This window comes from Nocardia terrae (assembly GCF_009760405.1).
GTDB classification, from domain to species: Bacteria; Actinomycetota; Actinomycetes; order Mycobacteriales; family Mycobacteriaceae; genus Nocardia; species Nocardia terrae.
Window position 1 is genome coordinate 100,233 of sequence record NZ_WRPP01000010.1, and the last position, 25,738, is coordinate 125,970.

At 70.3% G+C, this 25,738-nt stretch carries 16 protein-coding genes; 8 read left to right on the forward strand and 8 right to left on the reverse strand.

The window, feature by feature from the left end:
• The first annotated feature begins 414 nt into the window (after positions 1-414).
• From GPX89_RS36225 to GPX89_RS36235, 3 genes are all read left to right on the forward strand, one after another.
• Positions 415-14,076 carry a non-ribosomal peptide synthetase gene (locus GPX89_RS36225; protein ID WP_157392254.1) on the forward strand — a complete coding sequence of 4,554 codons (13,662 nt, stop codon included), beginning with the start codon at positions 415-417 and terminating at the stop codon, positions 14,074-14,076.
• 70 nt (positions 14,077-14,146) lie between these two features.
• Entirely contained in the window at positions 14,147-15,139 is a 993-nt protein-coding gene (locus tag GPX89_RS36230) for an ATP-binding cassette domain-containing protein (protein WP_157392255.1), read from the forward strand.
• A 77-nt stretch (positions 15,140-15,216) separates the two neighbouring features.
• Entirely contained in the window at positions 15,217-16,014 is a 798-nt protein-coding gene (locus GPX89_RS36235) for an ABC transporter permease (RefSeq protein ID WP_407939541.1), read from the forward strand.
• Between the two features lie 98 nt (positions 16,015-16,112).
• On the opposite strand, the gene GPX89_RS36240 is transcribed toward GPX89_RS36235, so the two are convergent.
• The gene (locus tag GPX89_RS36240; protein WP_157392256.1) at positions 16,113-16,448 is read right to left on the reverse strand and encodes an RNA polymerase-binding protein RbpA; all 336 of its coding nucleotides are present in this window, start codon (positions 16,446-16,448) and stop codon (positions 16,113-16,115) included.
• Positions 16,449-16,642: 194 nt separating this feature from the next.
• Here GPX89_RS36240 and GPX89_RS36245 point away from each other — a divergent pair, with 194 nt between their 5' ends.
• Positions 16,643-16,969 (forward strand): hypothetical protein, encoded by a 327-nt coding sequence (locus GPX89_RS36245; RefSeq protein WP_157392257.1) that lies wholly within the window; start codon positions 16,643-16,645, stop codon positions 16,967-16,969.
• Here GPX89_RS36245 and GPX89_RS36250 read toward each other — a convergent pair.
• Positions 16,920-17,978: a hypothetical protein gene (locus GPX89_RS36250; protein ID WP_235948909.1), complete on the reverse strand. Its 1,059-nt coding sequence runs from the start codon at positions 17,976-17,978 to the stop codon at positions 16,920-16,922. The two genes, GPX89_RS36245 and GPX89_RS36250, sit on opposite strands and share 50 nt — an antisense overlap.
• A 210-nt stretch (positions 17,979-18,188) precedes the next feature.
• Positions 18,189-18,872, reverse strand: a complete 684-nt coding sequence (locus GPX89_RS36255) for a M23 family metallopeptidase (RefSeq protein ID WP_157392258.1) — start codon at positions 18,870-18,872, stop codon at positions 18,189-18,191.
• A gap of 183 nt (positions 18,873-19,055) precedes the next feature.
• Between GPX89_RS36255 and GPX89_RS36260 the strand changes: the two genes are divergently transcribed.
• Both GPX89_RS36260 and GPX89_RS36265 read left to right on the forward strand, forming a co-directional pair.
• On the forward strand, positions 19,056-19,382 hold the full coding sequence (locus GPX89_RS36260; protein ID WP_328602699.1) for an ArsR/SmtB family transcription factor: 327 nt from the start codon (positions 19,056-19,058) through the stop codon (positions 19,380-19,382).
• Between the two features lie 20 nt (positions 19,383-19,402).
• Positions 19,403-20,281: an EamA family transporter gene (locus tag GPX89_RS36265; protein WP_328602700.1), complete on the forward strand. Its 879-nt coding sequence runs from the start codon at positions 19,403-19,405 to the stop codon at positions 20,279-20,281.
• A 193-nt stretch (positions 20,282-20,474) separates the two neighbouring features.
• On the opposite strand, the gene GPX89_RS36270 is transcribed toward GPX89_RS36265, so the two are convergent.
• Complete coding sequence (locus tag GPX89_RS36270; RefSeq protein ID WP_157392259.1) at positions 20,475-20,678, reverse strand: cold-shock protein; 204 nt, start codon at positions 20,676-20,678, stop codon at positions 20,475-20,477.
• Between the two features lie 164 nt (positions 20,679-20,842).
• On the reverse strand, positions 20,843-21,832 hold the full coding sequence (locus GPX89_RS36275) for a glycosyltransferase family 9 protein (protein WP_328602701.1): 990 nt from the start codon (positions 21,830-21,832) through the stop codon (positions 20,843-20,845).
• Positions 21,833-22,028: 196 nt separating this feature from the next.
• Here GPX89_RS36275 and GPX89_RS36280 point away from each other — a divergent pair, with 196 nt between their 5' ends.
• Positions 22,029-22,379, forward strand: coding sequence for a hypothetical protein (locus GPX89_RS36280; protein WP_157392260.1), 351 nt, complete (start codon positions 22,029-22,031; stop codon positions 22,377-22,379).
• A 71-nt stretch (positions 22,380-22,450) separates the two neighbouring features.
• On the opposite strand, the gene GPX89_RS36285 is transcribed toward GPX89_RS36280, so the two are convergent.
• A complete protein-coding gene (locus GPX89_RS36285; protein ID WP_157392261.1) occupies positions 22,451-23,131 on the reverse strand; it encodes an SGNH/GDSL hydrolase family protein in 681 nt (226 codons plus the stop codon).
• Complete coding sequence (locus GPX89_RS36290) at positions 23,128-24,528, reverse strand: MFS transporter (protein WP_157392262.1); 1,401 nt, start codon at positions 24,526-24,528, stop codon at positions 23,128-23,130. Before GPX89_RS36290 ends, GPX89_RS36285 begins: the two co-directional genes overlap by 4 nt.
• 118 nt (positions 24,529-24,646) lie before the next feature.
• Between GPX89_RS36290 and GPX89_RS36295 the strand changes: the two genes are divergently transcribed.
• Positions 24,647-25,276 carry a TetR/AcrR family transcriptional regulator gene (locus tag GPX89_RS36295; RefSeq protein ID WP_328602702.1) on the forward strand — a complete coding sequence of 210 codons (630 nt, stop codon included), beginning with the start codon at positions 24,647-24,649 and terminating at the stop codon, positions 25,274-25,276.
• 115 nt (positions 25,277-25,391) lie between these two features.
• On the opposite strand, the gene GPX89_RS36300 is transcribed toward GPX89_RS36295, so the two are convergent.
• Complete coding sequence (locus tag GPX89_RS36300) at positions 25,392-25,727, reverse strand: YnfA family protein (protein WP_157392263.1); 336 nt, start codon at positions 25,725-25,727, stop codon at positions 25,392-25,394.
• Positions 25,728-25,738 lie beyond the last annotated feature (11 nt).

Below are 25,738 nucleotides of genomic sequence, written 5' to 3' on the forward strand. Positions count from 1 at the left end.
GCGGTCACTGCAGAGGATCCGACCGCTCCGGATGTCCGAACAACCTTTCGGCGCAGTAATCGCGGGTACGTGTGACGAGGGCCGTCCCGCTCGGCGACTCAGATTCGCCAGTTCGTTGCCTGGGCTTGTTGGTGTTTCCGATATGTCCGAGTTTGCGCGGTTCCCTTATGCGATTTACGCGAGTATCGCGAGGTTTGCTATGAGGTAGCTGAATTAAATCTTCGCTCCGCCAACGCTGTTCGTTGCGGGCAACTCGAGATCACCACCGATCCGCTCGGCGGGATGCTCCGAATCATAGGGCGTGGGCCACGTCCTACGGCTCGCGCGTGCGCGCGAAACCCGGACTCGGAGGCCCACCTGATCGTCTATCGGGGCTCGGGGAGTGCGTCTACAGCGGCAGAACGGAGTGTTTTCATGAGTTCATTGGCCACCGACCGTGTCGACCAATGTGCTTCGGGTGAATTCTCGGCTCAACCTTTCGCGCTCTCTCCCGCGCAATCGGCCCTCTGGTACGCCCAGCGCATCCGACCCGACATTCCGCTGACCATCGCGCAATTCGTGGAGATCCACGGCGATCTGGACGTGGGACGGCTGCTCTATGCCATCGAACGCTTCGGCGCCGAAAGCGAAGTCGGCCATGTGCGGCTGCTCGAGATCGACGGCGTCCCGCACCAGGTGGTCGACCCCGCCTGGCGGCCCGGCTGGGCCCGCATCGACCTGCGCGAGGAGCCCGATCCGAAGGCGGCGGCCCGCGCGTGGATGAACGAGCACGCCAGCTCGCCCATCGACATCGAGCACGACCCGCTCACCATGAATGCGGTGCTGCGCGTCGGTGATTCGGACTGGATCTGGTACACCCGCGGCCACCACATCGTCATCGACGGCTACGGCGCGATGAACGCCACCACCCGCGCCGCGGAGATCTACACGGCGCTGGAGAGCCAGGGCGAGCCGGTCGTCTCGCGCGCGACCCCGCTGGCCACCATCTACGCCGACGAGATCCGCTACCGGGAGACCAGCCGTTTCGTCACTGACGGCGACTACTGGCGTGAACAGCTCGCCGGGGTCGGCGAGCCGATCACCTTGTCGAGCAACGGATCGAAGCCCGTGGTCTCCGACGCGGGCCGCCGCACCGCCACCGCCGTCATCGGCCGCGATGTCGAATCCGCCATCGAGGCCGCGGCAACCGCGTTCGGCTCCAACAGTTCCGCGCTGTTCGTGGCCGCCCTGGCCGGCTACGTGCGCGCGGTCACCGGCACCCAGGACGTGGTGCTGAGCCTGCCCGTCTCCGCCCGCACCACCGTGTCGCTGCGGCGTTCCGGCGGTGTGGTCTCCAACGTGGTCCCCATCCGCGTCCAGTTCGCTCCCACCCACACCGTGGCCGACACCGTGCGCGCCATCGAACTGCAGATTACCGGCGCGCTGCGGCACCAGCGTTACCGCAGCGACGACATCCGCCGCGAGTGCGGCTATTCCCGTGACGCGCGCGGTTTCTTCGGGCCCATGGTCAACCTCATGCTCTTCCACAGCGAGCTGAAGTTCGGCAGCCTGATGGGCTCGATCAACGTGCTGTCCACCGGCCCGGTCGAGGACCTCTCGATCAACCTCTACAACGGCCTGGGCAACCGCATCCACATCGACTTCGAGGCCAACCCGCGCCTGTACGGCGACGCCGAGTTGTCCATGCACCACGGGCGCTTCCTGGACTACCTGTCCCGTTTCGTCACCGCGGCCCCCGACACCGTGATCGCCGACATGCCGGTGCTCACCGAGCTGGAACGCGAACGCGTCCTGCACGAATGGAATTCGACCCAGGTCGCCCGCCAGGAAGGCACCCTGGCCGGACTGTTCGCCGACCGCGCCGCCATGTCCGCGGGCCGGGTGGCCCTGGACTTCGAGGGCGAGACCCTCACCTACGCCGCCTTCGACGAGCGCGCCAATCGCCTGGCCCGCGAACTCGTCGCGCGCGGCGCGGGCCCGGACACCCTGGTGGGCCTGGCCATTCGCCGCAGCCTGGACCTGCTGGTCGGCATGTACGCCATCGTCAAGGCGGGCGCGGCGTATCTGCCCATCGATCCGGACCACCCGGCCGAGCGCATCCAGGCCGTGCTGGAACAGGGCCGTCCGCTGTGCGTGCTCACCACCGCCCGCGACCGGCTCGAACTGCCGCGCACCGCACCGCGATTCGACATCGACACCGTCGACCTGACCCAGCGCTCGGGCCGTCCGGTCACCGACGCCGACCGGCGCGCACCCCTGCGCTCGGATCATCTGGCCTACGTCATCTTCACCTCCGGCTCCACCGGCAAGCCCAAGGGCGTGGGCGTCACCCACGCCGCCATCGTGAACCGGCTGCGCTGGATGCAGCACGCCTACCCGCTCGACGCCTCCGACGTGGTGCTGCAGAAGACCCCCGCCACCTTCGACGTGTCGGTGTGGGAGTTCTTCTGGCCCTTGCAGATCGGGTCGCGGCTGGTCATCGCCGCCCCCGACGGGCACCGCGATCCGGGGTATCTGGCCCGCGTGATCGCCGAGAAGGGCGTCACCACCGCGCATTTCGTGCCGTCCATGCTCTCGGTGTTCCTCACCGACACCGATGTGGCGGGCTGCACCGGTCTGACCCGCGTGTTCTGCTCCGGTGAGGCGCTGCCCGCCGCCACCGTCGCCGAATTCCACGCCGCCCTGGGCACCGGTCCGCAGGCCCCGCAGCTGCACAATCTCTACGGCCCCACCGAGGCCGCCGTCGACGTCACCGCCTGGCATTGCACTCCCGGCACCACCGACGTGCCGATCGGCGCGCCCATCTGGAACACCCGCACCTACGTCCTCGACGCCCGCCTGCAGCCGGTCGCCCCCGGTGTCGTGGGTGAGCTGTATCTGGCGGGCGTGCAACTCGCGCGCGGCTACCTCGGCCGTGCCGCGCTGACCGCGGACCGGTTCGTGGCCAATCCGTTCACCCCCGGCACCCGCATGTACCGCACCGGGGACCTGGTGCGCTGGCGCGGCAGCGGCCGCTCGGGCGTGCTGGAATACCTGGGCCGCAGCGACTTCCAGGTGAAGGTGCGCGGCCTGCGCATCGAACTCGGCGAGATCGAGGCCGCCCTGCTCGCCGACGAGCGGGTGGCGCGCGCGGTCTGTGTGGCCCGCCGCGGCCGCGGCGGCGACGAACTCATCGGCTACGCGGTCCCCGCCCCCGGCGCGGGCCCGCTCGACCCGGCCGAGCTCACCGCCGGACTGCGCCGCACCCTGCCCGGCTACATGGTGCCGTCGATCCTCATGGTGCTCGACGAACTACCGCTCAGCGCCAACGGCAAGGTGGACCGCAAGGCCCTGCCCGAGCCCGACGCGGGCGCGCGCCGCCCGGCCCGCCCCGCCGCCGCCCCGGCCAATGCCGTCGAACTCCAGCTCACCGGCATCTTCGCCGAGGTGCTCGGCACCGACGAATTCGACGTCCAGGACAACTTCTTCGACCTGGGCGGCAACTCCCTGACCGCCGCACGGGCCATCGCCCGCGTCAACGCCGCCCTCGGAGTGTCGCTGACCATCCGCGATCTGTTCGAAAGCTCGACCGTCAGCGCGCTGGCCGGACGCCTGGCCGGGGCCCGCTCCGACCAGGCGTCCCCGAAGCTGGCGGCCGGGCCACGCCCGCAACAGATTCCGCTGTCGCTGGCTCAGCAGCGGCTGTGGATCCTCAACCGCTTCGCCGAGCACGCCGCCGCCTACAACATGCCCCTCGCGGTGAAACTGACCGGGCCTCTGGATATTCCGGCACTGCGGGCCGGGCTGGTGGACGTGCTCGAACGGCACGAGAGCCTGCGCACCACCTTCCCCGACACCCCGGACGGGCCCTGCCAGGTGGTGCACCCCGCCGCCGAGATCCCGCTCACCCTCGACCCGATCGACGCCACCGACTCCGATGTGGTCGCGCTGGCCACCGAATTCGCCGGGTACGGTTTCGATCTGCGCAGCCAGTCCCCGGTACGGGTCGCGCTGTACGCCACCGGCCCCGACTCCTATCTGTTCCTGATGGTGCTGCACCACATCAGCGGCGACGGCTGGTCCATCGCGCCCCTGATCCGCGACATCATGACCGCGGTCACCGCCCGTGCCGAGGGCCACGCCCCGCAGTGGACGCCGCTGCCGGTGCAGTACGCCGATTTCGCGCTGTGGCAACGGGAACTGCTCGGCGACGAGGCCGACCCGGCCAGCGCCCTGGCCCGGCAGCTCGCGTACTGGCGCGCCGCGTTGGCGGACCTGCCCGACCAGCTGGACCTGCCGCTGGACCGCCCGCGCCCGCGGCAGCGTTCCACCGACGGCGGCACCGTCGAATTCACCATCCCGGCCGAGACCCGCCGCGCCCTGGCCGCCGTGGCCGCCGAGCGCGGGGTCAGCACCTTCATGGTGTTGCACGCCGCCCTCGCGACAGTGCTGGCGCGCCTGTGCAATACGAGCGACATCGCCATCGGCACCCCCATCGCCGGACGCAGCGATCCCGATCTGGACGAGCTGGTCGGTATGTTCGTCAACACCCTGGTGCTGCGCACCCGGGTCGACCCCGCCGCCGGATTCGACCGCATGCTCACCGAGGTCCGCGACACCGACCTCAACGCCTTCGCCAATGCCGACGTGCCCTTCGAACGGCTGGTCGAGGTCGTCAATCCGGAGCGCTCGGCCGCCCGCCACCCGCTGTTCCAGGTCATGCTGTCCTACGACAGCAGCCCCGAACTCGGTGTCGAACTGCCCGGCGTGGCCGCCGAAGTCGTGCCCATGGCCACCGACATCGCCAAGTTCGACCTGCAGCTGACCGTGCACGAACCCACCGGCGCCGCCGCCGAGGGCGCGCCGCTCACCGCCGAATTCGGTTACGCCGCCGATGTTTTCGACCACGCCACGGTCGAGGCCATCGCCCGGCGCTTCGGCGCGGTGCTCACCGCCGCGGTCACCGACCCGTCCGTGCCGGTGGGCGACCTGCCGCTGCTGGACGCGCGGGAGACCGCGAAACTGGTGCCCATCATGGGTTCCCCGGCCGAACCCGCCATCACCCTGGCCCGGCTGCTCACCGACACCGCCGAGCGCGTCCCGGACGCGGTCGCCGTGCGCTACCTGGGCGTCGACACCACCTACCGGGAGCTCGACGAACGCTCGAATCGCCTGGCGCGCGTGCTGATCGAGCACGGCGCGGGCCCCGAGGTCGTGGTGGCCATCGCGCTGCCGCGCGGGCTCGACAGCATTCTCGCGGTGTGGTCGGTCGCGAAAACCGGTGCGGCCTATGTGCCGATCGACCCGGACTATCCGTCCGACCGCATCGCCCACATGCTCGCCGACTCCGGCGCCATGCTCGGCATCACCGACTCCGAACACCGCCAGGAGCTGCCCGACTGGCCCGGCAACCGGGGCCGCCACCGCAAGAACTACGTCGACTGGCTGCTGGTCGGCTCCGAACAGCTCGCCCAGGAGTCCGCGCAGTTCCCCGACACCGCGGTCACCGACGCCGACCGGCACCACCCGCTGCGCACCGGCGGCCCGGCCTACCTCATCTACACCTCCGGCTCCACCGGCCTGCCCAAGGCCGTGGTCGTCACCAACGCCGGCATCGCGTCGCTGGCCCACGAGCAGATGCACCTGTTCAAGGTCACCGATTCGGCTCGTACCCTGCACTTCTCCTCACCCAGCTTCGACGCCTCGGTGCTGGAGCTGCTGCTGGGCTTCGCGGCCGGGGCCACCATCGTGGTCGCGCCCGCCGGCATCTTCGGCGGCATCGAGCTGGCCCGCATCCTGCGCGAGGAACGGGTGACCCATGCCTTCGTCACCCCCGCCGCCCTCGGCACCGTCCCCGCCGACGATCTGCCCGAACTCGAGGCGGTCATCGTCGGCGGCGAGGCCTGCCCCGAGGAGCTCGTGAAGGTTTGGACCGCACCGGAATCGCGGCCCGGGCTCCCGGCGCGGCGCATGCACAACATGTACGGCCCGTCGGAGGCCACCGTCGCCGCCACCGCCACCGGACCCATGCTCGCCGGGCAGCCGGTGCCCATCGGCCTGCCGGTGCGCGGTATGCGACTGTTCGTCCTCGACGGCCGCCTGCACCCCGTTCCGCCGGGGGTCGCGGGTGAGCTCTACCTGTCGGGGCCCGGCCTGGCCCGCGGCTACCTCGGACGGCACGGCCTGACCGCACAACGGTTCCCGGCCAACCCGCACGGCCGCCGCGGCGAACGCATGTACCGCACCGGCGATCTCGTGGTCGCCGACGGCGCCGGGCAGCTGCGCTTCCTGGGCCGCGCCGACGACCAGATCAAGATCCGTGGATTCCGCATCGAACTGCGCGAGATCGACCACGTGCTGGCCGCGCACGAGGGAGTCGCCTTCGCGCTCACCGTCGTCCACCACGACGAACGCGGAATTCCGCGCCTGGTCGCCTATCTCACCGCCGACACCGAGCTCGACCCGGCCGAGGTGCTCGAGACCGCGCGCGGCCGGCTGCCCGGCTACATGGTGCCCTCGGCGCTCACCATCCTCGACGCCATGCCGGTCACCCCGTCGGGCAAACTCGATCGCAAGGCGCTGCCCGCACCCGAGTTCGTGGCCGCGGCGCCCACCCGCGCCCCGGAAACCGAACTGGAACAACAGGTCGCGCTCGTCTTCGGCACCGTACTGGGTGGTCTCGTGCCCGGCGCGGAGGACAACTTCTTCGAGATCGGCGGCAACTCGCTGCTGGCCACCCGCCTGACCGCCACGCTGCACACCGAATTCGGGGTGGAGCTGCCGGTGCGCGCCATCTTCGAGGCCCCGACCGTCGCGGGAGTGGCCGCGCGCCTTGCGGAAGCGCCCCGGACGCAGCGTGTCGCGCTGGCTGTGCACGCACCACGCCCGGAGCGCGTACCACTGTCGCTGCCGCAACAGCGACTGTGGTTCCTCAATAGATATTCCCCCGAATCCAGCGCTTACAACATTGCTTTCGTCCTGCGGATCGACGGCGAACTCGACATCGACGCGCTGCGGGCCGCGCTGGCCGACGTGGTCGAACGCCACGAGGTGCTGCGCACCGTGTTCCCCGAGGACGAACAGGGCGCCTACCAGGTGATCCTCGACACCGCGCGGTGCCTGCCGGTGCTGGAGGACGTGGAGGCCGACGAGGTCGGCGCGCGCACCGCGCTGCGTTCCCTGGCCCGGCGCGGCTTCGACCTGACCCGTGAGATCCCGCTGCGAATGACCTTGCTGCGCACCGGGAACCGGCGCCACCTGCTCGGTATCGCGCTGCACCACATCGCCGCCGACGGCTGGTCGCTCGGCCCGCTCACCCGCGACCTGGCCATCGCCTACACCGCCCGCCACGGCGGCGCGGCGCCCACCTGGACGCCGCTGCCCGTGCAGTACGCCGACTTCAGCCTGTGGCAGCGCGACCTGCTCGGCCTCGACACCGATGCCGAGAGCCCCGCCGCCGCGCAGCTGGCCTACTGGCGCACCGCGCTCGCGGACCTGCCCGAGGAACTGCCGCTGCCCTACGACCGCACCCGCCCGGCCGAACCGACCGGGCGGGCCGGGACCGTGCGCTTCGAGGTGCCGGAGGCGTTGCAGCGCAAGCTCGCCGATGTCGCCCGCGCCCACGGCGTGAGCCTGTTCATGGTGTTGCGCTCGACCCTGGCGGTGCTGCTGCGCACCGTCACCGGCGGCCGCGACATCGTCATCGGCACCCCGGTCGCCGGGCGCACCGACACCCGCCTCGACGAGCTGGTCGGCATGTTCGTCAACACCCTGATCCTGCGTTCGGACGTCGATCCGGACCGCAGCTTCGCCGAACTGCTGCAGGCCGACCGCGACACCGAACTCGCCGCCATGGCCCACGCCGAGGTGCCCTACGAGCGGGTCGTGGAGGAACTGCAGTCCGAGGAGGGGCAGCGCCGTTACGGCGCGCGCCCGCTGCTGCAGGTCGCGTTGACCGTGCAGGACACTCCCGTGCCCGCGCTGCGGCTGCCCGGATTGTCGCTGCAGGCCGAGGAACTCGACATCGCGCTGGCCAAGTTCGACCTGGAATTGCGGGTGCTGCCCGGCTCCGGGCCCGCTGCCGAGGCCGAGGACCGCGTCTTCGAATTCGTCTACGCCGCCGAACTGTTCGACCAGGCCACCGTCGAAACCCTGGGCGAACGCCTGCTGCGGGTGTTCGACGCGGTCGCCGCCGACCCGCGCGTGCGGGTCCGCGACATCGACGCGCGCACCGAACTCGAACGCGAAACCCTCACTCCCGCCTGGGGTCCCGCGCCCGAACCGCAGTGCAGCCTGGCCGCCTACTTCGCGGCCACCGCGCACCTCAACGCCGACCGCGTGTTCTTGCGCTTCGACGACACCGAACTCACCTACCTGGAGTCCGACGTCTACTCCAACCGCTTGGCGCGGGCCCTGGTCGATCGGGGCCTCGGTCCCGGCGACCGGGTGGCCCTCGGCCTGACCCGGTCGGTGGAATCGGTGCTGGCCGCCCTGGCCGTCGCCAAGTGCGGCGCCGCGTTCGTCCCGGTCGACCCCAACTATCCGGCGGATCGGGTGCGGCACATGCTGACCGACTCCGGCTGCCGGGTCGGGATCAGCATGACCGAGCACGCCGCGGACCTCTACACCGCCGCCGGCGACCACCCGGTCGACTGGCTGCTGCTCGACAACGCCGAACTCCTCGAGGAACTCGAGGTGCTCGACGACGGCCCGATCACCGACGCCGAACGCACCACCACCCTGTGGACCGCCGACCTCGCGTACGTCATCTACACCTCCGGCTCCACCGGAAAACCCAAGGGCGTGGCCGTCACCCACGGCGGCCTGTCCAACTTCGCCGACGAGATCCGCGAGCGCATGCGGGTCGACCGGGACTCGCGGACCATGCACTTCTCGTCCCCGAGCTTCGACGCCGCGATCTTCGACCTGCTGCTCGCGGTCGGCGCGGGCGCGACCATGATCATCGTCCCGCCGGATGTGTACGGCGGCGACGAACTGGCCGCGCTCATGGACCGCGAAGAGGTCAGCCACACGTTCATGACCCCCGCCGCCCTGGCCACCATCGACCGCGAACGCTGGCCGCTGCCGCACCTGCGCTCGGTCATGGTCGGGGGAGAGGCCTGCGGTCCGGAACTGGTGGCGCGCTGGGCGCCCGGGCGCATGATGTTCAACGGCTACGGGCCCACCGAGACCACCGTGGTGGTCACCATCGCCGGACCCCTTTCCGTCGGCGCACCCATCACCATCGGCAGCCTGGTGCGCGGCGCACGCGCCCTGGTCCTGGACGAACGCCTGCGCCCGGTCCCGGTCGGCGTGCCCGGCGAGCTCTACCTGGGCGGACAGGGTTGCGCACGCGGCTATTTCGAGCGGCTCGACCTGACCGCGTCGCGGTTCGTGGCCGACCCGTACGGACCCGACGGCTCGCGGCTCTACCGCACCGGTGACGTGGTGCGCTGGACCGCGAACGGCGAGATCGCGTACCTGGGTCGCAGCGACCACCAGGTCAAGGTGCGCGGATTCCGCATCGAACTCGGCGAGATCGACGGCGTGCTCACCGCGCACCCCGCGATCCGCTTCGCCCACACCGAGGTTCGCGAGATCGCGGGCGCGCGCCGCATCGTGTCCTTCGTGCTGCCGCTCGACCTGGCCGCGGGCGCGAATCTGGAAGAGCTGCGGGCCCACTGCGTCGAACGCTTGCCGGTGCACATGGTGCCCTCGGCCATCACCCTGCTCGACCGTATCCCGCTCACCCCGGTCGGCAAGCTCGACCGCGACGCGCTGCCGCAACCGCAGGCCGTCGTCGCCGTGGTCTCGCGTGACCCGGAGACCGACACCGAGCGCCTGGTCGCCGAGGTGATGGGGGAGCTGGTCGGGACCGAGGCCCTCGGCGCGGACGACAGCTTCTTCGAGGTCGGCGGAAACTCGCTGCTGGCAACCCAGTTGGTGGCCCGCCTGGCCACCGCCACCGGTGTCCGGCTCGAGGTGCGGACGGTGTTCGCGGCACCGACCGTGGCCGGGCTGGCCATGGCCCTCGACGCCGGATCCGCCTCGGCGGACCTGCGCCCCGAACCGCGCAAACGCACCCGCCCCGCCCGGATTCCGCTCTCGGCCGCCCAGCGGCGACTGTGGTTCCTGGAGAAGTTCAACGCCTCGGGCGAGCACGGGGAAGCGTTGGGCGCCTACAACGTTCCCGTGGCCCTGCGCCTGCACGGCGAACTCGACATCCCGGCACTGCGCGCGGCCCTGCACGAGGTGCAGCGCCGCCACGAAACCCTGCGCACCGTCTTCCCCGAGATCGACGGCGAACCCTGCCAGCAGATCCTCGAGGCGGGCGAAGCGGCGGTCACCCTGCCGTTGCGCACCGTGCCGGAATCGGAGGTGCCCAACGAGATTCGCCGCGTCACCGCCGCCGGATTCGACCTGGCCACCAGCGTCCCGCTGCGCGCGGCGCTGCTGCGGATCACCGGCAGCAAGACCGAACACGTGCTGGTCCTGGTGGTGCACCACATCGCCATGGACGGCTGGTCGCTGCAGCCGCTGGCCGCCGACGTGGCCACCGCCTACCGCGCCCACGCCGGGAAGCAGGGCCTCGACTGGCCCGAACTGCCCATCCAGTACGCCGATTACACGCTGTGGCAGCAGGATGTGCTGGGCCGCGAAGACGATCCGGAGTCGGTGATCAGCCGCCAGCTCGACTACTGGCGGCGCGCCCTCGACGGCATCCCGGAACTGCTTGCAGTGCCTGCAGATCGGCCACGACCGCCGGTTCCGACCTACCGCGGCGGCACCGTGGACTGCGCGCTCGACGCGTTCACCCACCGTGAGCTGCAGATGCTGGCCGCCGAGCACGGCGTCACCATGTTCATGGTGCTGCACGCGGCACTGGTTGCGTTGTTGCATCGACTGACCTCCGGCGACGACATCACCGTCGGCACACCCATTGCCGGACGCGGACATCCGGCTCTGGACCGCATGGTCGGCATGTTCGTCGGCACCCTGGTGCTGCGCACCCACATCGACGGCGGGGCCGGATTCGCGGACCTGCTGCGCGCGGTCCGCGACACCGACCTGGAAGCCTTCGCGCACGCCGATGTGCCGTTCGAGCGGCTGGTCGAGGTGCTCAACCCAGTGCGCTCGCAGGCACATCACCCGATGTTCCAGGTCATGCTGTCGGTGCAGAACCAGCCGGTGCGCGTGCTGGAACTGCCGGGCATGCGCATCGAGGCCGACGACGCCGACCCGGGCATCGCCAAGTTCGATCTGCAGTTCACCCTCACCGAATCCTGGACCGACGCACGCGAACCCGACGGCATCACGGTGTCGGTCAACTACGCCGCCGACCTGTTCGAGGAGACCACCGCCCGCCGCCTCGCGCAGCGGTTCGTGCGCCTGCTGGCCGCGGCCGCCGCGAATCCGGTGACCGCCGTGGGCGATCTGGAACTGCTCGGCCCGGCCGAATGGTCGGCGCTGGCCCCGGTGCGCGGGGCCGAACCCGGTCTGCCGATCACCTTCCCCGAGGTGTTCGAGGCCGCCGCCAACCTCAACCGCTCGGCCATCGCGGTCCGCTCGGCGGGCACCCAGATCTCCTACGACGCCCTCGACCGTTGGACCAACCGGCTGGCCCGGGTGCTCATCGGCTACGGCGTCGGCCCGGAAACCCTGGTCGCCATGGGCATTCCGCGCTCGGCCGAATCGGTGGCGGTCATGCTGGCCATCGCCAAGGCCGGCGCCGCGTTCGTGCCCGTCGACCCGAACTACCCCGAGCAGCGCATCAGCCACATGCTGCTGGATTCGGGTGCGGCCGTGGGCATCACGCTGTCCTCGTATCGGGAGCGCATGCCCGACGGGGCCAACTGGACGGTCCTGGACGCGCCCTCGTTCCGGCGGCGGGTGCTGGCCACCTCGGACACCCCGATCGTCGACGCCGAACGGACCACGCCGCTGCGCATGGACAACCCGGCGTACGTCATCTACACCTCCGGGTCGACCGGCATCCCCAAGGGCGTGGTCGTCACCCACGGCGGCCTGTCCAACTTCGCCGCCGAGACCGCGCACCGTTTCGACGTCGGCCCCGGCTGCCGCGTCCTGCACTTCGCCACACCGAGTTTCGACGCCGCCATGCTCGACCTGCTGCTCGCCCTGGGCGGCGCGGCCACCCTGGTGATCACCCCGCCCGGCGTGGTCGGCGGGCAGGAACTGGGGCAGGTGTTCATCGAGGAGGGCATCACCCACGCCTTCATCACCACCTCGGCGCTGGGCACCGTCGACCCGACCGGCGTCACCGCGCTGCGGCACGTGCTGGTCGGCGGCGAGGCGCTGCCACCGGATCTGGTCACCCGGTGGGCTCCCGGCCGCAAGCTCTACAACGTGTACGGGCCCACCGAAACCACCATCGTGACGGTGATTTCGCAGCCCATGGCGCCGGGCGGGCAGATCACCATCGGCGGACCCATCCGCGGTGTCGGCGCGACCGTGCTCGACGCGCGCCTGCACCCGGCGCCCGGCGGGGTCACCGGCGAACTGCACCTGGCGGGCGCGGCCCTGGCACGCGGCTACCTGCGCCGGCCGGGCCTGACCGCGCAGCGCTTCGTCGCCAACCCGTTCGGCAAGCCCGGTGAGCGCATGTACCGCACCGGCGACCTGGTGCGCTGGCTCGAACGCGGCGGGCGCGCACGGGATCTGGAATACGTGGGCCGCACCGACCACCAGGTCAAGATCCGCGGGTTCCGCATCGAACTCGGCGAGATCGACGCGGCGCTGGCCAAGCACGCCGATGTCGAGTTCGCCACCACCATCGGGCACCGCACCCCGGCCGGATCGACCGCGCTGGTGGCGTATGTGAAGCCGCGCACCGGCACCGCGCCGACCACGGCCGAGCTGACCGCGCACGTGGCCGAGTTGGTGCCCAACTACATGGTCCCGCAGTCGATCATGCTGCTGGACCGGGTGCCGCTCTCACCGGTCGGCAAGCTGGATCGAAAGGCCCTGCCGGAACCGGTGTTCGCGGCCCGCGAGGGCTACCGGGCCCCGGCCACGCCGATGGAGGAGGCGCTGTGCGCCGCCTTCGCCGAGGTACTGGGCATCGGACAGGTCGGCGCCGACGACGGATTCTTCGAACTCGGCGGCAACTCGCTGCTGGCCACCAAGGTGGTGGCTCAGCTGCGCGCCGAGGGCATCGACCTGCCGGTGCAGGCCATGTTCGGCGACTCCACCCCGTCGGCCATCGCGCGTCGCCTCGCCGACGCCAAGGGCGACGCCGGAGCCGCGCTGCTCGCGGCACTGGGCGCGGTGCTGCCGCTGCGTCCGGGCACGGATTCGACTGTGCCGCCGCTGTTCTGCGTGCACCCGGCCATCGGCCTGTCCTGGTGCTTCGCCGGACTGCTCTCGCACCTGCCGCACGAGCGGCCGGTGTACGGGCTGCAGGCCCCGCACGTCGCGGGGGAGGAGAGCCACCGCACCATCGCCGAGGCCGCGAAATACTATGTGGCGCACATGAAGTCGGTGCAGCCCGAGGGGCCGTACCATGTGCTGGGCTGGTCGCTGGGCGGGCTCATCGCCCACGAGGTGGCCGTGCAGCTGCAGCAGGGCGGCGACGAGGTCGCGCTGCTGGGACTCATGGACAGCTACCAGCTCTCGGACCAGTGGCTCGAACAGGCCGTGCCGTCGGTCTCGGCGATCATCGCCGAATTCGGTTCCGACCTGCTCGGCGGGGACGCCGACATCGACCCGCGCATGACCCTGCACGAGGCGGCCGAACTGCTGCGCGGCCGGTCGGGACCCTTCGCGGCGCTGACAGTGGACCACCTCGAACGGCTCTACATCGGCTACGAGAACGGCGCGCAGCAGGCGCACGGCTTCCAGCCGCACATCTTCGACGGCGACCTGTTGTTCTTCACCGCCGCCGACGACGAGATCAACCGGGCCGACCCGGAACGCTGCGCCGCGGCCTGGGAGCCGTACGTGACCGGTGTCGTGCACGACCAGCTGGTGCGCTGTACGCACGCCGGCATGACCACGCCCGAATCCCTCGCCGTCATCGGGCCGGTGTTGCGGGATCACCTGGCGGCGATCGAAGCCCGGCGGGAGGGGCAGGCATGAGCGGTCAAGCGCGGAGGAGGCAGCGGAGCGTAACCACGGAGCGCTCCGCTCGTGCCCGAAAGGATCCAGCATGAGTCTCGCGGTGGAAGTTCAAGGACTGGTGAAGTATTACGGCAAGGTGCGGGTGCTCGACGGGATCGATCTGGCGATCCCGTCCGGCACCGTGATGGGACTGCTCGGGCCCAACGGCGCGGGCAAGACCACCACGGTCCGCATCGTCACCACCCTGCTACGCCCGACCAAGGGGACGGTTCATGTTGCGGGCGTGGATGTTCTGAAGAACCCCGCCCGCGCCCGCACCCGGCTGGGCCTGTCCGGGCAGTACGCGGCGGTCGACGCCAACCTGTCCGGATTCGAGAACCTGCGCATGGTGGCGCGGCTCTACGGCATGACCCACAAGCGGGCCGCCGAGCGGGCCGACGAACTGCTCTGCGCCCTGGGCCTCGAGCACGCGGCCGGGCGGCGGGCGGGTACCTACTCCGGCGGTATGGCCCGGCGCCTGGACCTCGCGGGCGCGCTGGTGTGCAGACCCCCGGTGGTCGTGCTCGACGAGCCGACCACCGGATTGGATCCGCGCGGCCGCCTCGACATGTGGCGTGTCATCGGCGAACTCGTCGACGACGGCACCACCGTGCTGCTCACCACCCAGTACCTCGAGGAGGCCGACCTCCTCGCCGACCGCATCACCGTCATCGACCGCGGCCGCGTCATCGCGCGCGGCTCCGCCGACGAACTCAAGACCTCCATCGGCGGTGACAAGCTCACCGTCACCCTGGCCGCGGGCCAGGATCCCGCACCGGCCAAGCGGGTGCTCGCCGGTGTCGGCATCGGGGAACCCGAAACCGCCGAAGCCGTCGACGAACTCACCGTCGTGGTCGGCGACGGCACCCGCACCATGGTCGAGGCCCTGCGCCGCCTCGACGACGCCGGGGTGTGCGTCGTCGACGCCACCGTGCACCGGCCCAGCCTCGACGACGTATTCCTTTCCCTCACCGGCAAATCCGCCGACCGCAAGTCCAATGCCCCCACGCCCGAGCCCGTTCAAGAGGAGATCCTGTCGTGACGACCCTCCCCGCCGAGCCAGCCGCGCCGCCCGTCGTCGATCCGGCGCACGGCCGACACCGCGCCGAGGGGCCCGCCATCCTGCTACCCCGGGTGGTGCGGGACAGCGCCATCGTCGCCTACCGCAATCTGCTGACCATCCTGCGTGTGCCGACGCTGCTGGTCACCGCGACGATCCAGCCGCTGATGTTCGTGTTCCTGTTCGCCTATATCTTCGGGGCGTCTCTGGGCGGCAGCCAGTACCGGGAGTTCCTGCTCGCCGGAATCTTCACCCAGACAGTCGCTTTCAACGCCGCGTTCACCACCGTCGGGCTGGCCAACGACCTGCACAAGGGCATCATCGACCGGATGCGGACCCTGCCCATGTCGCGGCTGGCGGTGCTGATGGGCCGCACCCTGTCGGATCTGGTGGTCAACATCCTGGCGCTGGCGGTCATGGTCGCCTGCGGGTACGTGGTCGGCTGGCGCATCAACGGCGCGATCCTGGACGCTGTGCTGGCCTTCGGGGTGATCCTGCTGTTCGCCTTCGCCATGTCCTGGGTCGGCGCCATCACCGGGCTCATGTCACCGAGCGTGGAGGTGGCCCAGAGCGCCGGTCTCATCTGGCTTTTCCCGCTGACCTTCATCTCCTCGGCCTTCATCTCCAGCGAGACCCTGCCCGGCCCGCTGCGCACCGTCGCCGCCTGGAACCCCATCACGGCCGTCTCCGCCGCCGGGCGCAAGCTCTTCGACAACGGCTCCCCGCCCACCTTCAAGGCGCCCACCGGCTGGCCCGCCGACCACTGCGTCGAGTACTCCATCTACTGCTCGCTGGCCATCCTCGCCGTCGCGGTGCCGATGGCCCTGCTGCAGTATCGCAAGGTCGCCAGTCACTGAAACGCTTGCCGCCCACCGCGGCTCACGGCGATTCCGGCACAAAAGAAAAGGCCCCCCGCACCGAGTGGTGCGGGGGACCCTTTCGTGTCCGTTGTCGCTCAGCCGCGGCGACGGTTCTTGATCAGCTCCATGCGCTCCTGGAGCAGCTCCTCGAGCTCTTCCTTGCTGCGGCGCTCGAGCAGCATGTCCCAGTGGGTGCGCGGCGGCTTCACCTTCTTGGGCTCCTGGGTGGTGCCCTCCATGAGGGTGCCTTCCTGGCCGTTCTTGCACAGCCAGGTGGGCGGAATCTCAGCGTCGTCGGCGAAGGGAACGTTGAATTCCTCGCCGTTGTCGGTGCGGTACCGCGCCATCCGACGCGGCGCCAGGTCGTGGTCGCGGTCGGTCTCGTAGCTCACCGCTCCGAGCCGAGACCCCCGGAGTACGCGATCTGCCATGAGTGCGGTCCCTTCTCGCCTGTCGGCAATGTCTACAACTTGTCTTCTGCCTCTGCGCTACGTCGTATCAACGCAGACGCGAACGCTTGGGTTCCCGTTAGAGAACCCTGCCATCCTACTCGTTCTGCCCGGCCCGCTTGTCGCGGCGTGCCCTTCCGCCCGGTCGTGGCCCGGAACCGCTAATGTGTCGGACCATGTCTCGACGCGTGCTGTCCTGCTGCCAGTGGTGCGGGCGGGAGATCGCCGAATCGGAGATCGGACGCCGCCGGCGGTATTGCCGACAATCGTGTCGCCAGCGGGCGTACGAACATCGAAACAGCGTGAAGGGCACCGGTATTCCCGAGGATTCGGTGGTACTGAGTGCCCAGGAGGTGTCCGACCTGTCGGACCGGTGGTTCGCGGCCCGCTGTGCGGCCGAGGACGTGGCCACGGCCGTCTCGGAGGGAGCAGAGATGCTCGAACTGGCCGATCTCACCGCGACATTGGTGGCACTGACCCGCGAGGCCGAACGGCTGCGCTGAGCGCGGCGTGGCGGCCCGGATTCTCGGCGCGCACGCTCAGCCCGTAGACCGCCGCGATCCCCGCGGCGGTGACGGCGGCGACAATGCCGAGGGCGGTGAGGGTTTCACCGTCGGGCGCGGTCACCGGCTGTCCGCGCAGCGCCTGCCACATGAGCAGTGCCACCAGTCCGGTGTAGCCGAGGGCCAGCACGCCGATCAGGCGCGCCCGGGTGCGCTCGGGCCGTAGCCAGCCCACGGCCGGTGCGAGGCGGGCCAGCACGATGGCGGCCACGATCAGCAGCTGGATGCCGTGCAGGCCCGCGAAGTGGGCGATGCGCATGTCACCGCCCGCGGTGGACCAGTGCGTCACCGGCATGCCCGCGACCCCGTCGCGGACCTCGGGCTGCCCGTGGACGAAGGTGTGCCCCGCGGCGAGGGTGACGGGGTGGCCGTAGGCGTCGGTGGTCTGCTGCTTGCCGCTGAAGCCCATGGTGTAGCCCAGCGCCATGCCGAACACCGCGATGCCCAGGCCCGCCCGGATCGCGGTCGAGGTGGGCCGGTCGGTGACGCGCTGCCACGAAAGGGTCACCGCGATCACCAGATTCGCCAGGAACAATCCCGGCACACCGGACATGAACACCTGCTGGCCGATGGTGTTGACCGCATCGTGCTGATCGTTGAAGTGGCTGAAGGTGCCGCGCGCGGCCTGCAGCACGATGAACCCGACGTCCACGACGGCGGTGAGCGCGAACAGCGCGCCCGCCCACCAGGTCAGTCGCCGGGCGCGATGGGGGAACGACAGCAGCCACGCCAGGGTGCCGCCGTAGAGGGTGAAGGCGAGGGCGAACTTGAACGGCTTGAGCCATACCGATTCGCCCAGCAGCATCCGGTCGTCGAAGGCCATGGCGCACAGGCAGAACACGGCCAGCGCGGCCATGGCGATGGTGGTGCCCAGCAGCGGGCGGTGCAGTCGGCGGACGGGGGCGGGGACGGTGAGCGACGCGTGCGACGGACGATCGAGCGTGGTCATGACGCTGACGGTAGGTTCGCGATCCCGCACGCCACGTCCCCCGACGGTGGGGTGGGCACGTAGTACCCGGGTATGAGAACGGCCCCGGCGGTATGAGCCGGGGCCGTTCTCGATCGACCACCGCGCGGTGGCCTGCGTTCGACGCTGAACGCGTTGGTGCGCAACCGGATCCGTGCACCCCTCATCGGCGCCCGGTCCCGGTGGCGGGTCCTAGTCGGCGGCGGGGCCGAGGTTCATGCCGCGCCCGGCCAGCCAGGGCAGCGGGTCGATGGCCGCGCCCTCGCCGGCGTGCACCTCGTAGTGCAGGTGGGGTCCGGTGGAGTAGCCGCGGTTGCCGACGGTGGCCAGCACGTCGCCGGCCTTCAGTTGCTGGCCGACCTGGACCAGGATGTCCTGCATGTGGCCGTAGACGCCGATGGTGCCGTCGTCCTGCAGCACCCGCACCCACAGGCCGAAGCCCGAGGCCGGGCCCGCCTCGATGACGGTGCCGTCGGTGACCGAGCGGATGGGGGAGCCGAACATGCCCGCGAAGTCGATCCCGGCGTGCATGGCGCCCCAGCGCATGCCGAAGCCGGAGCTGAGCGGGCCGTCGGAGGGGCGCACGGTCTTGGGGCGGTTCTGCTCGGCGCGCAGGCCGTTGAGGAAGTCCAGCACCTGCTGCGGCACCACCTGCGGCATCTGCGCCTCGCGCGGGGTGAACGCGACCGGGATGTCGGTCTCGGTCGCGGCGTTCGCGACGGAGTTGCCCGTGAGTGTGTGTGCCTCGTGCGGGTCGGCGGCGGCCAGTGCGGTCAGCGAGGCGCCGACGACGGCGGTGACGGCCACCGCGCGGGTCGCGGCGGTGCGGTACCGGCCGGCTCCTCGCCGTAGAGATAACGGAACTGTTACGGGCATGACTCGAACGTACGAGGTCTCAGCTGTCGTTCAGAAATCGAGTTGTGACCGTCACAGTCGTATAAAATCCCAGTTGATGTGTCACGATGCGATAACGACACGCAGGTAATTCCGGAATGACGTCGGTCGACGAAGGTTGCTCGTGTATTGACCGGGCGGTCGTCATGTGGGCAATCTATTTAAGTGATCACTAATGGAGTCCGGGTGCTGAGTGCTCTCGCCGACGACACCCGCCGCGCGGTCTTCGAAGCGCTGCCGCAGGGGCCGAAGTCGGTGGGGGAGATCGCCGCGGGCCTCGGGGTCACGAGTTCGGCTATCTCTCAGCATCTGAAGGTGTTGCGGGAGGCGCGCCTGGTGATGGTGCAACCCGCCGGAAACCGACGCCTCTATTCTCTGGACCCGCGCGGTCTGGCCGACGCCCGCGACTACCTCGAACAGTTCTGGCCCAGCGCGCTGGCCGCGTACTCCGCGGCCCTGTCGAACGCGCGGGAGGAGCAGTCGCCGAAATAGCGGGGCGCTACGGTGGCGGCGTGGGTACGTCCGTCGCAGTCGAGAATCAGCGCCGCACAACACTGCCCGGCTGGTCGGTGCCACTGCTCTTCATCGCGGGAGGCGTCTCCCAATATCTGGGCGCCGCGATGGGCGTGCACCTGTTCGGCACGGTCGAACCCGCCACGGTCGCCTGGTTGCGGGCGGCCGCGGCCGGTGTGGCGCTGCTGGCGTGGCGGCGGCCCTGGCGCGGGACCTGGACCCGGCGAACGGTGGTGGTGGCCACCGGTTTCGGCGTGGTGACCCTGGCCATGAACATCGTCTTCTACGAGGCGATCGCGCGGATCCCCCTGGGCACCGCGGTGGCCATCGAATTCCTCGGCCCGGTCGCGGTCGCCACCCTCGGTTCGCGCCGGGCTCGCGACTTCCTGGCGGTCGCCCTGGTGATCGCGGGCGTCTACCTGCTGGCCGGAGTCTCCTCCGACGCCCGACCGGCAGGCGTCGGTTTCGCCCTGCTGGCCGCGGCGCTGTGGGCGGGCTACATCCTGCTCGGAAAGCGGGTCGCCGACGCGGGTTCGGGGCTGGACGCCCTCGCCGTCGGCATGGCCGCGGCCGCCGCCCTGCTGGCCCCGATCCTGGTGGCGCGCCAATTGGTCCTGTCGCCAACAGCTTTCGCCGATCCGTCGACCTGGCTGCTGGGTGTCGGGGTGGGCGTGCTGTCGAGCGCGGTTCCCTACGCGCTCGACCAGCTGGTCCTGCGCGAGGTCGGGCGCGCCCGCTTCGCCCTGCTGCTGGCCCTGCTCCCGGCGACCGCGGCCGTCATCGGGGCGATCACCTTGTCCCAGAGCCCCTCGCTGCCGGAGTCGCTGGGCATTGCGCTCGTCATGGCCGCACTGACCGTCTCCGCCACCCGCGGGTAGCGACCGCTCTCTCGATATGACTCCGATGTGGCGTGTGTCATTTGTCCGCTCCGGTGTAATTTGCACCGTATGCGCGAATTTCAGGATGGTGGACTGTGCGCCGCGGTGGGGTGCCCGCCCCTGAAACGCGAGAAACCCGCGCCGATGGCGCGGGTTTCCAGGTCGTCGGCTACCGGAGCCGGCGAGGACGTTCTCAGATGACGCGGACGCCCTGGGCCTGCGGACCCTTCTGGCCCTGACCGATCTCGAACTCGACGCGCTGGCCCTCATCGAGGGTCTTGAAGCCGGAGCCCGAAATCTCGGAGTAATGGACGAAAACGTCGGGACCGCCACCGTCTTGAGCGATGAACCCGAAGCCCTTTTCGCCGTTAAACCACTTCACGCTGCCTTGAGCCATTGTGTGTAAAAACTTTCTTGTAGTCAGCCGGGCGATTACTTCAAAAGCCCGTGCTTATCGAAATAGTCTGTCACATTTCGAGCCGTCGGTCCAAAACGGTGCCGCAACACACACGAATCCGACACGCGTGTAGTTTGCGCGCTGGTCGCCTCCGGTGTGCTCGGCTATCCCACACGCCGGTACGCCTGCTGGGCGCGCCGGTCCAGATTGGTGCCGGGCCAGGGGCGTTTGCGCAGCTGCTTGTCGACGGCGTTGACGACCTCGGGCACGCCGATCTTCAGCAGTCCCGGGTCGGCGACGGCCGCGTCGGGGTCGCCGGTCTGCCCGGCCCACAGCACGGCGTGGCGGCCCAGCAGGTGCGGGGGCGGGCCGCTGCGGCTGGGCGGGTTGGGCCCGAACAGCAGCACGGTGCGGGTCCCGAAAGCCGTTGCCAGATGGGCGACTCCGGTGTCGCCGCACACCACCAGGTCGGCCTCGGCGACGGTGGCGGCCAGTTCGATGAGGTTCTGCTGACCCGCGAGGACTCGCGCCGGTGAGAGTCCCGCGCGGGCGGCGACGCCGAGCGCGGTCTCGCGTTCGGGTTCGTCGCCGGTCAGCACGACCTCGCGGCCCTGCACCAGCAGGTGCCGGATGACCGCGGCGAAGCGGTCGGGCGGCCAGCGCCGGGCGGGGGCGCCCGCGCCGATGTGCACGACCACGGCCTCGCGGTGGCTGGTGGTGGCCACCGGCGGGACCAGGCCCAGGTTGCGGCGGTCGGCGGCGATGCCGTCGAATTCGAGCAGATGGCACCAGCGGTCCACATCGTGCATCTCGGGCTGCCATTCGGGTCCGGGCAGGTCCGGGAAGGCGGGGTTGCGGTAGGTGAGAATGCGCTCGGGCCGGGTGCGCACGAGCTCCACCAGCCCTTCGGCGCCGACGCCGCTGAGGTTGACCGCGAGCGCGGGCTTCTCGCCGTCCCAGCGCAATCCGATGGGATCGCTGACGGGCACCATCTCGTCGACGGAGGCGATGAGGTCGATGATCGGTTTCAGGCGGTGGGGCGCGGCGAGCGCGATGTGGTCGTCGGGCCGGGCCCGCCGCAGCGCGCGCAACGCGGGCACGGCGGTGAGGAGATCACCGAGCCCGTGTGCTCGCAGCACCAGTACAACCGCCACCTTGATTCTCCTAGCCGGCCACGCTGCCCACGACGCGAGACTCTCCACCGGACACTGAGGAGAGCCATTGGCAGAGGACTACCCGGCCCGTGGCGGGGTGAAACCGGTAGGGCTGTGATCGACGTCGCCGGGCGAGTCCGATCGGTTTGTACTACCGGCTGTCGTTGCCGGGGTGACATGGATTACCGTGTGCCTCATGACCTTCGTCTACAACCTCGTGGTGACGGCTCATCTGCTCGGTATGGCGGCGGTGGTCGGCGGATATGTCGCCTCCCGGCCGCGAGTGTCGGAACTGATGGTGTGGGGTGCGCGGGCCCAGATCGTGACCGGTGTCGTGCTGCTGGGTATGGCCGAGTCGATCCATTCGCTGGGCAAGGACCCGAACATGGCGAAGATGATCGTCAAACTCGTTGTGGCCGTGCTGGTCGCGGCGTTCGCCGAAATGGGGCGCGCGGATGCCAAGCGCGGCAAGGAAGTCGCGTGGATGTGCGAGGCCGCCGGTGGGCTGGCCATCCTGAACGTGCTGATCGCGGCCCTGTGGAAGTGAACGGACTGTACTGAGGCGGCCGATGCCGCACGGGTGATTCCCCGTGCGGCATCGGTCTTTTCGGACACGGCTCAGCCTCGCACCAGTTCGGGTGGCAGGTCGGCGGCGTGGCGGGCCAGATTCTTGGCGATCTCGGCGGCGGCCACGGCGTGCCCGGCCATGGTCAGGTGGATGAGGTCGGCCGAGACCCAGTCCGGGCGGGTTCGGGCCGGGTGGTCCCAGAATTCGGTGAGGATCGCGTCGTGGCGGTGCGCGACGCGGCGCACGGCCTGGGCGAATTCGGTGAACAGCGGGCGCAGCGGGGCCATGCGGCCGGTGAAGACGTCGGCGAAGGTGAACATCGACAGCTGCGCGCCCGTCGCGGCGAGGCGGGTGCACAGGTCGTCGAGCTCGGCCTCCACGTCGGGCACGCTCGCCCCGCGCAGGAACAGGTCGTTGCCGCCGCAGGACAGGTGGACCAGGTCCGGGCGGAAGGCTTCGATCACCGATAGTTGGCGGGCGCGGACATCGGCGAGGACCGCGCCCATCTCTCCGGTGTTGAGGTAGTCGGTGCGCGGGTGGGCGGCCAGCAGCCAGCGCGCCAATCGGTCGGCCCAGGGGACGGTTTCGTAGCCCGGCCACGGGTCTCCGGTGCCCGCGGCGGTGGAATCGCCCAGGACGGCGAAGCGCCGCCAGGGAACATGACGCAGCAGAGTGGTGGCCTCGGCGTCGGCGAGGGTGAACGGGTCGGTGGCCTCGGTGCGGGCGTTCATGCGGTGAGCTCCTGGGTGCGGACGGGCAGAACGGCGAGAACTGCAGCGGCGACGGCGATGACGGCGCAGACGGCGAACAAGGTGTGGAAGGCGGTCAACGGCCGGTCCGGCCGGGCGGCGAAGACGGCGGCGAGCACGGCCACGCCCAGTGCGCCCCCGGATTGGCGGGCGGTGAGATTCATGCCGACCCCGGCCGCGAACCGTTGCGGCGGCAGCGATCTGGCGGCGGTGGTGCCGAGCACCGTGATCAGCAGGCCGATGCCGCCGCCCCCGAGGATCCCAGCGGGCACCCACGCCTTCCACAGTGCGGGCGTGGCATCCCAGACGCCGGTGCTCATATAGAGGGTGGAGGCGGCGAACATCAGCGCGCCCAGCACACCCAGCCATCGTTGCCACGCCACGGGCGCACGCCCGGCCGCGACGGCGGTGACCATGGAGGCGATCGCTCCGACGGTCATGGCGGCCGCGGATTTCAGCACCGAGTAGCGCCACATCGAGTCCAGCCACAGCGGTCCGGCCAGCAGCCAGGCGAACATGGCCGCGCCGAACACGAAGGCGACCGCGTTGACCTGCGCGTAGGAACGGCTGCGCCACAAGCCGACCGCGATGGCCGGGCGCGGATGCGAGCGCGATCGCCACAGGGCCACCGCCAGCAGCGCGAGTCCACCCAGCCCGGTCGACACCGTGCGCGGATCGCCCCAGCCCCACTGCTGTCCCTGGGTGACCGCGGCGACGACCGCGCCGATGCCCAGTCCGGTGGCGGCGGTGCCGATCAGGTCGGGCAGCCCGTGCGGGTGCCGCTGCTCACCGCGGGCCAGCCGCAGTCCGGCGGCGAGGAGGGCGGCGGCGATGGGCACATTGATGACGAAGACCGAACGCCAGCCGAACCAGTCCACGAGCGCGCCGCCCACGGCGGGGCCGACGGTGGCGGCGAATCCGCCCGCCGCGGTCCAGGCGGCCATGGCCACGCCGAGGCGTTCGGGTGGGGTGACGCCCAGGACCAGGCCGAGCCCGGCGGGGATGAGGAAGGCGGCGGTGCCGCCCTGCAGGAATCGCCCGGCGATGAGCCAGTCCGCGCCGGGCGCGAGCGCGCACAGCAGGGAGGTGAGCGCGAATCCGGCCAGGGCGGTGAGGAATACGCGCCCGCGTCCGAGGGCGTCGGCGAGTTGGCCCGCCGGAGTGAGCAGGGCGGCGAAGGCCACGGCGTATCCGCTGACCACCCAGGTCAGGGTGGTGGGCGCGGTGTGGGGGTAGTCGCGGGTGATGGCGGGGAAGGCGATGTTCACCACCGACAGGTCGAGGAAGGACATGAACGCCGCGCCGGAGGCGACCAGCAGCGCCAGGTGGGCGGAACGATTGGATATGACTGGGGCCGAAGGGATTTCGATATCGGTCATGACGGCTCTCTGGGGCTCGGAGGCTGAGCGGGATCAAAAGTGAACGCACGGTCGTTCTTATTGTTGAAAAATACGACCGATCGTGCGTAAAAGCAACGGGGGATGCCAAGATGGAGAGGTGGATGAACCGGTGCAGGCTTCCGAGCAGGAGATTTCCGATCAGCGGCTGCTGAAGGGCGCGCGCGCCCGCGCGACCATCGCCCGCCGCGCCGCCGAGGTGGCCTCGGTCGAAGGGCTGACCGGATTGAGCCTGGGACGCCTCGCCACCGACCTGGGGGTCAGCAAGTCCGGGGTGGCGACCCTGTTCGGCACCAAGGAGAAGTTGCAGCTGGCGGCGGTGGCCGCGGCGCGAGAGATGTTCATCGACACCGTGATTCGCCCCGCCCACAGCGCGGAGAAGGGAATGTCGCGGTTGCGTGCCCTCATCGAGCGCTGGTTCGACTATGTGGGTGAGCCGATGCTGCCCGGCGGCTGCTTCCGGTGCGCCAATCTCCCGGAGTTCGACAGCCGTCCCGGCCCGGTGCGTGATGCGCTGGCCGCCGACCACGAGGACTGGTTCGCGGTGCTGGAGAAGGAGATCGGGCACGCCCAGGGGCAGGGCTACATGGCGGGACTGGATCCGCACGCGGTGGCGTTCCAGATCGACGCGGTCGTGGGCGCGGCGAACACCGCCGCGCGCATGGGGGACGAAACCGCGCTGCCCTTGGCGCGCACCATCGTCGAGGGACTGCTGTCGTCGGCGCGCTGACCCCTACGCTGACCGGCCCGATCGGATCGGTGCTTCGCGCACTGCAAGTGTGCATCGAATGCGTGAATGCAGTTCGGTCGCAGTCGGTTTCACGTGGATCAATGGTTCGGCGTGTCTAGTGCGGGCGTGGCGCGTACATGATGAGCGCGACTCCGGCCAGGCATACCAGCGCGCCGGACACGTCCCAGCGGTCGGGCCGGAAGCCGTCCAGGACCATGCCCCACAGTAGCGATCCGGCGACGAAGACGCCTCCGTAGGCGGCGAGGATGCGCCCGAAATTCGCGTCGGGTTGCAGGGTGGCGACGAAACCGTAGAAGCCGAGCGCGACCACGCCCGCTCCCATCCACGCCCAACCCCGGTGTTCGCGGACCCCCTGCCAGATCAGCCATGCTCCACCGATTTCCGCGACGGCGGCCAGTCCGAACAGCACGATCGAGCGTAAGACGGTCATAGAAGCAAACC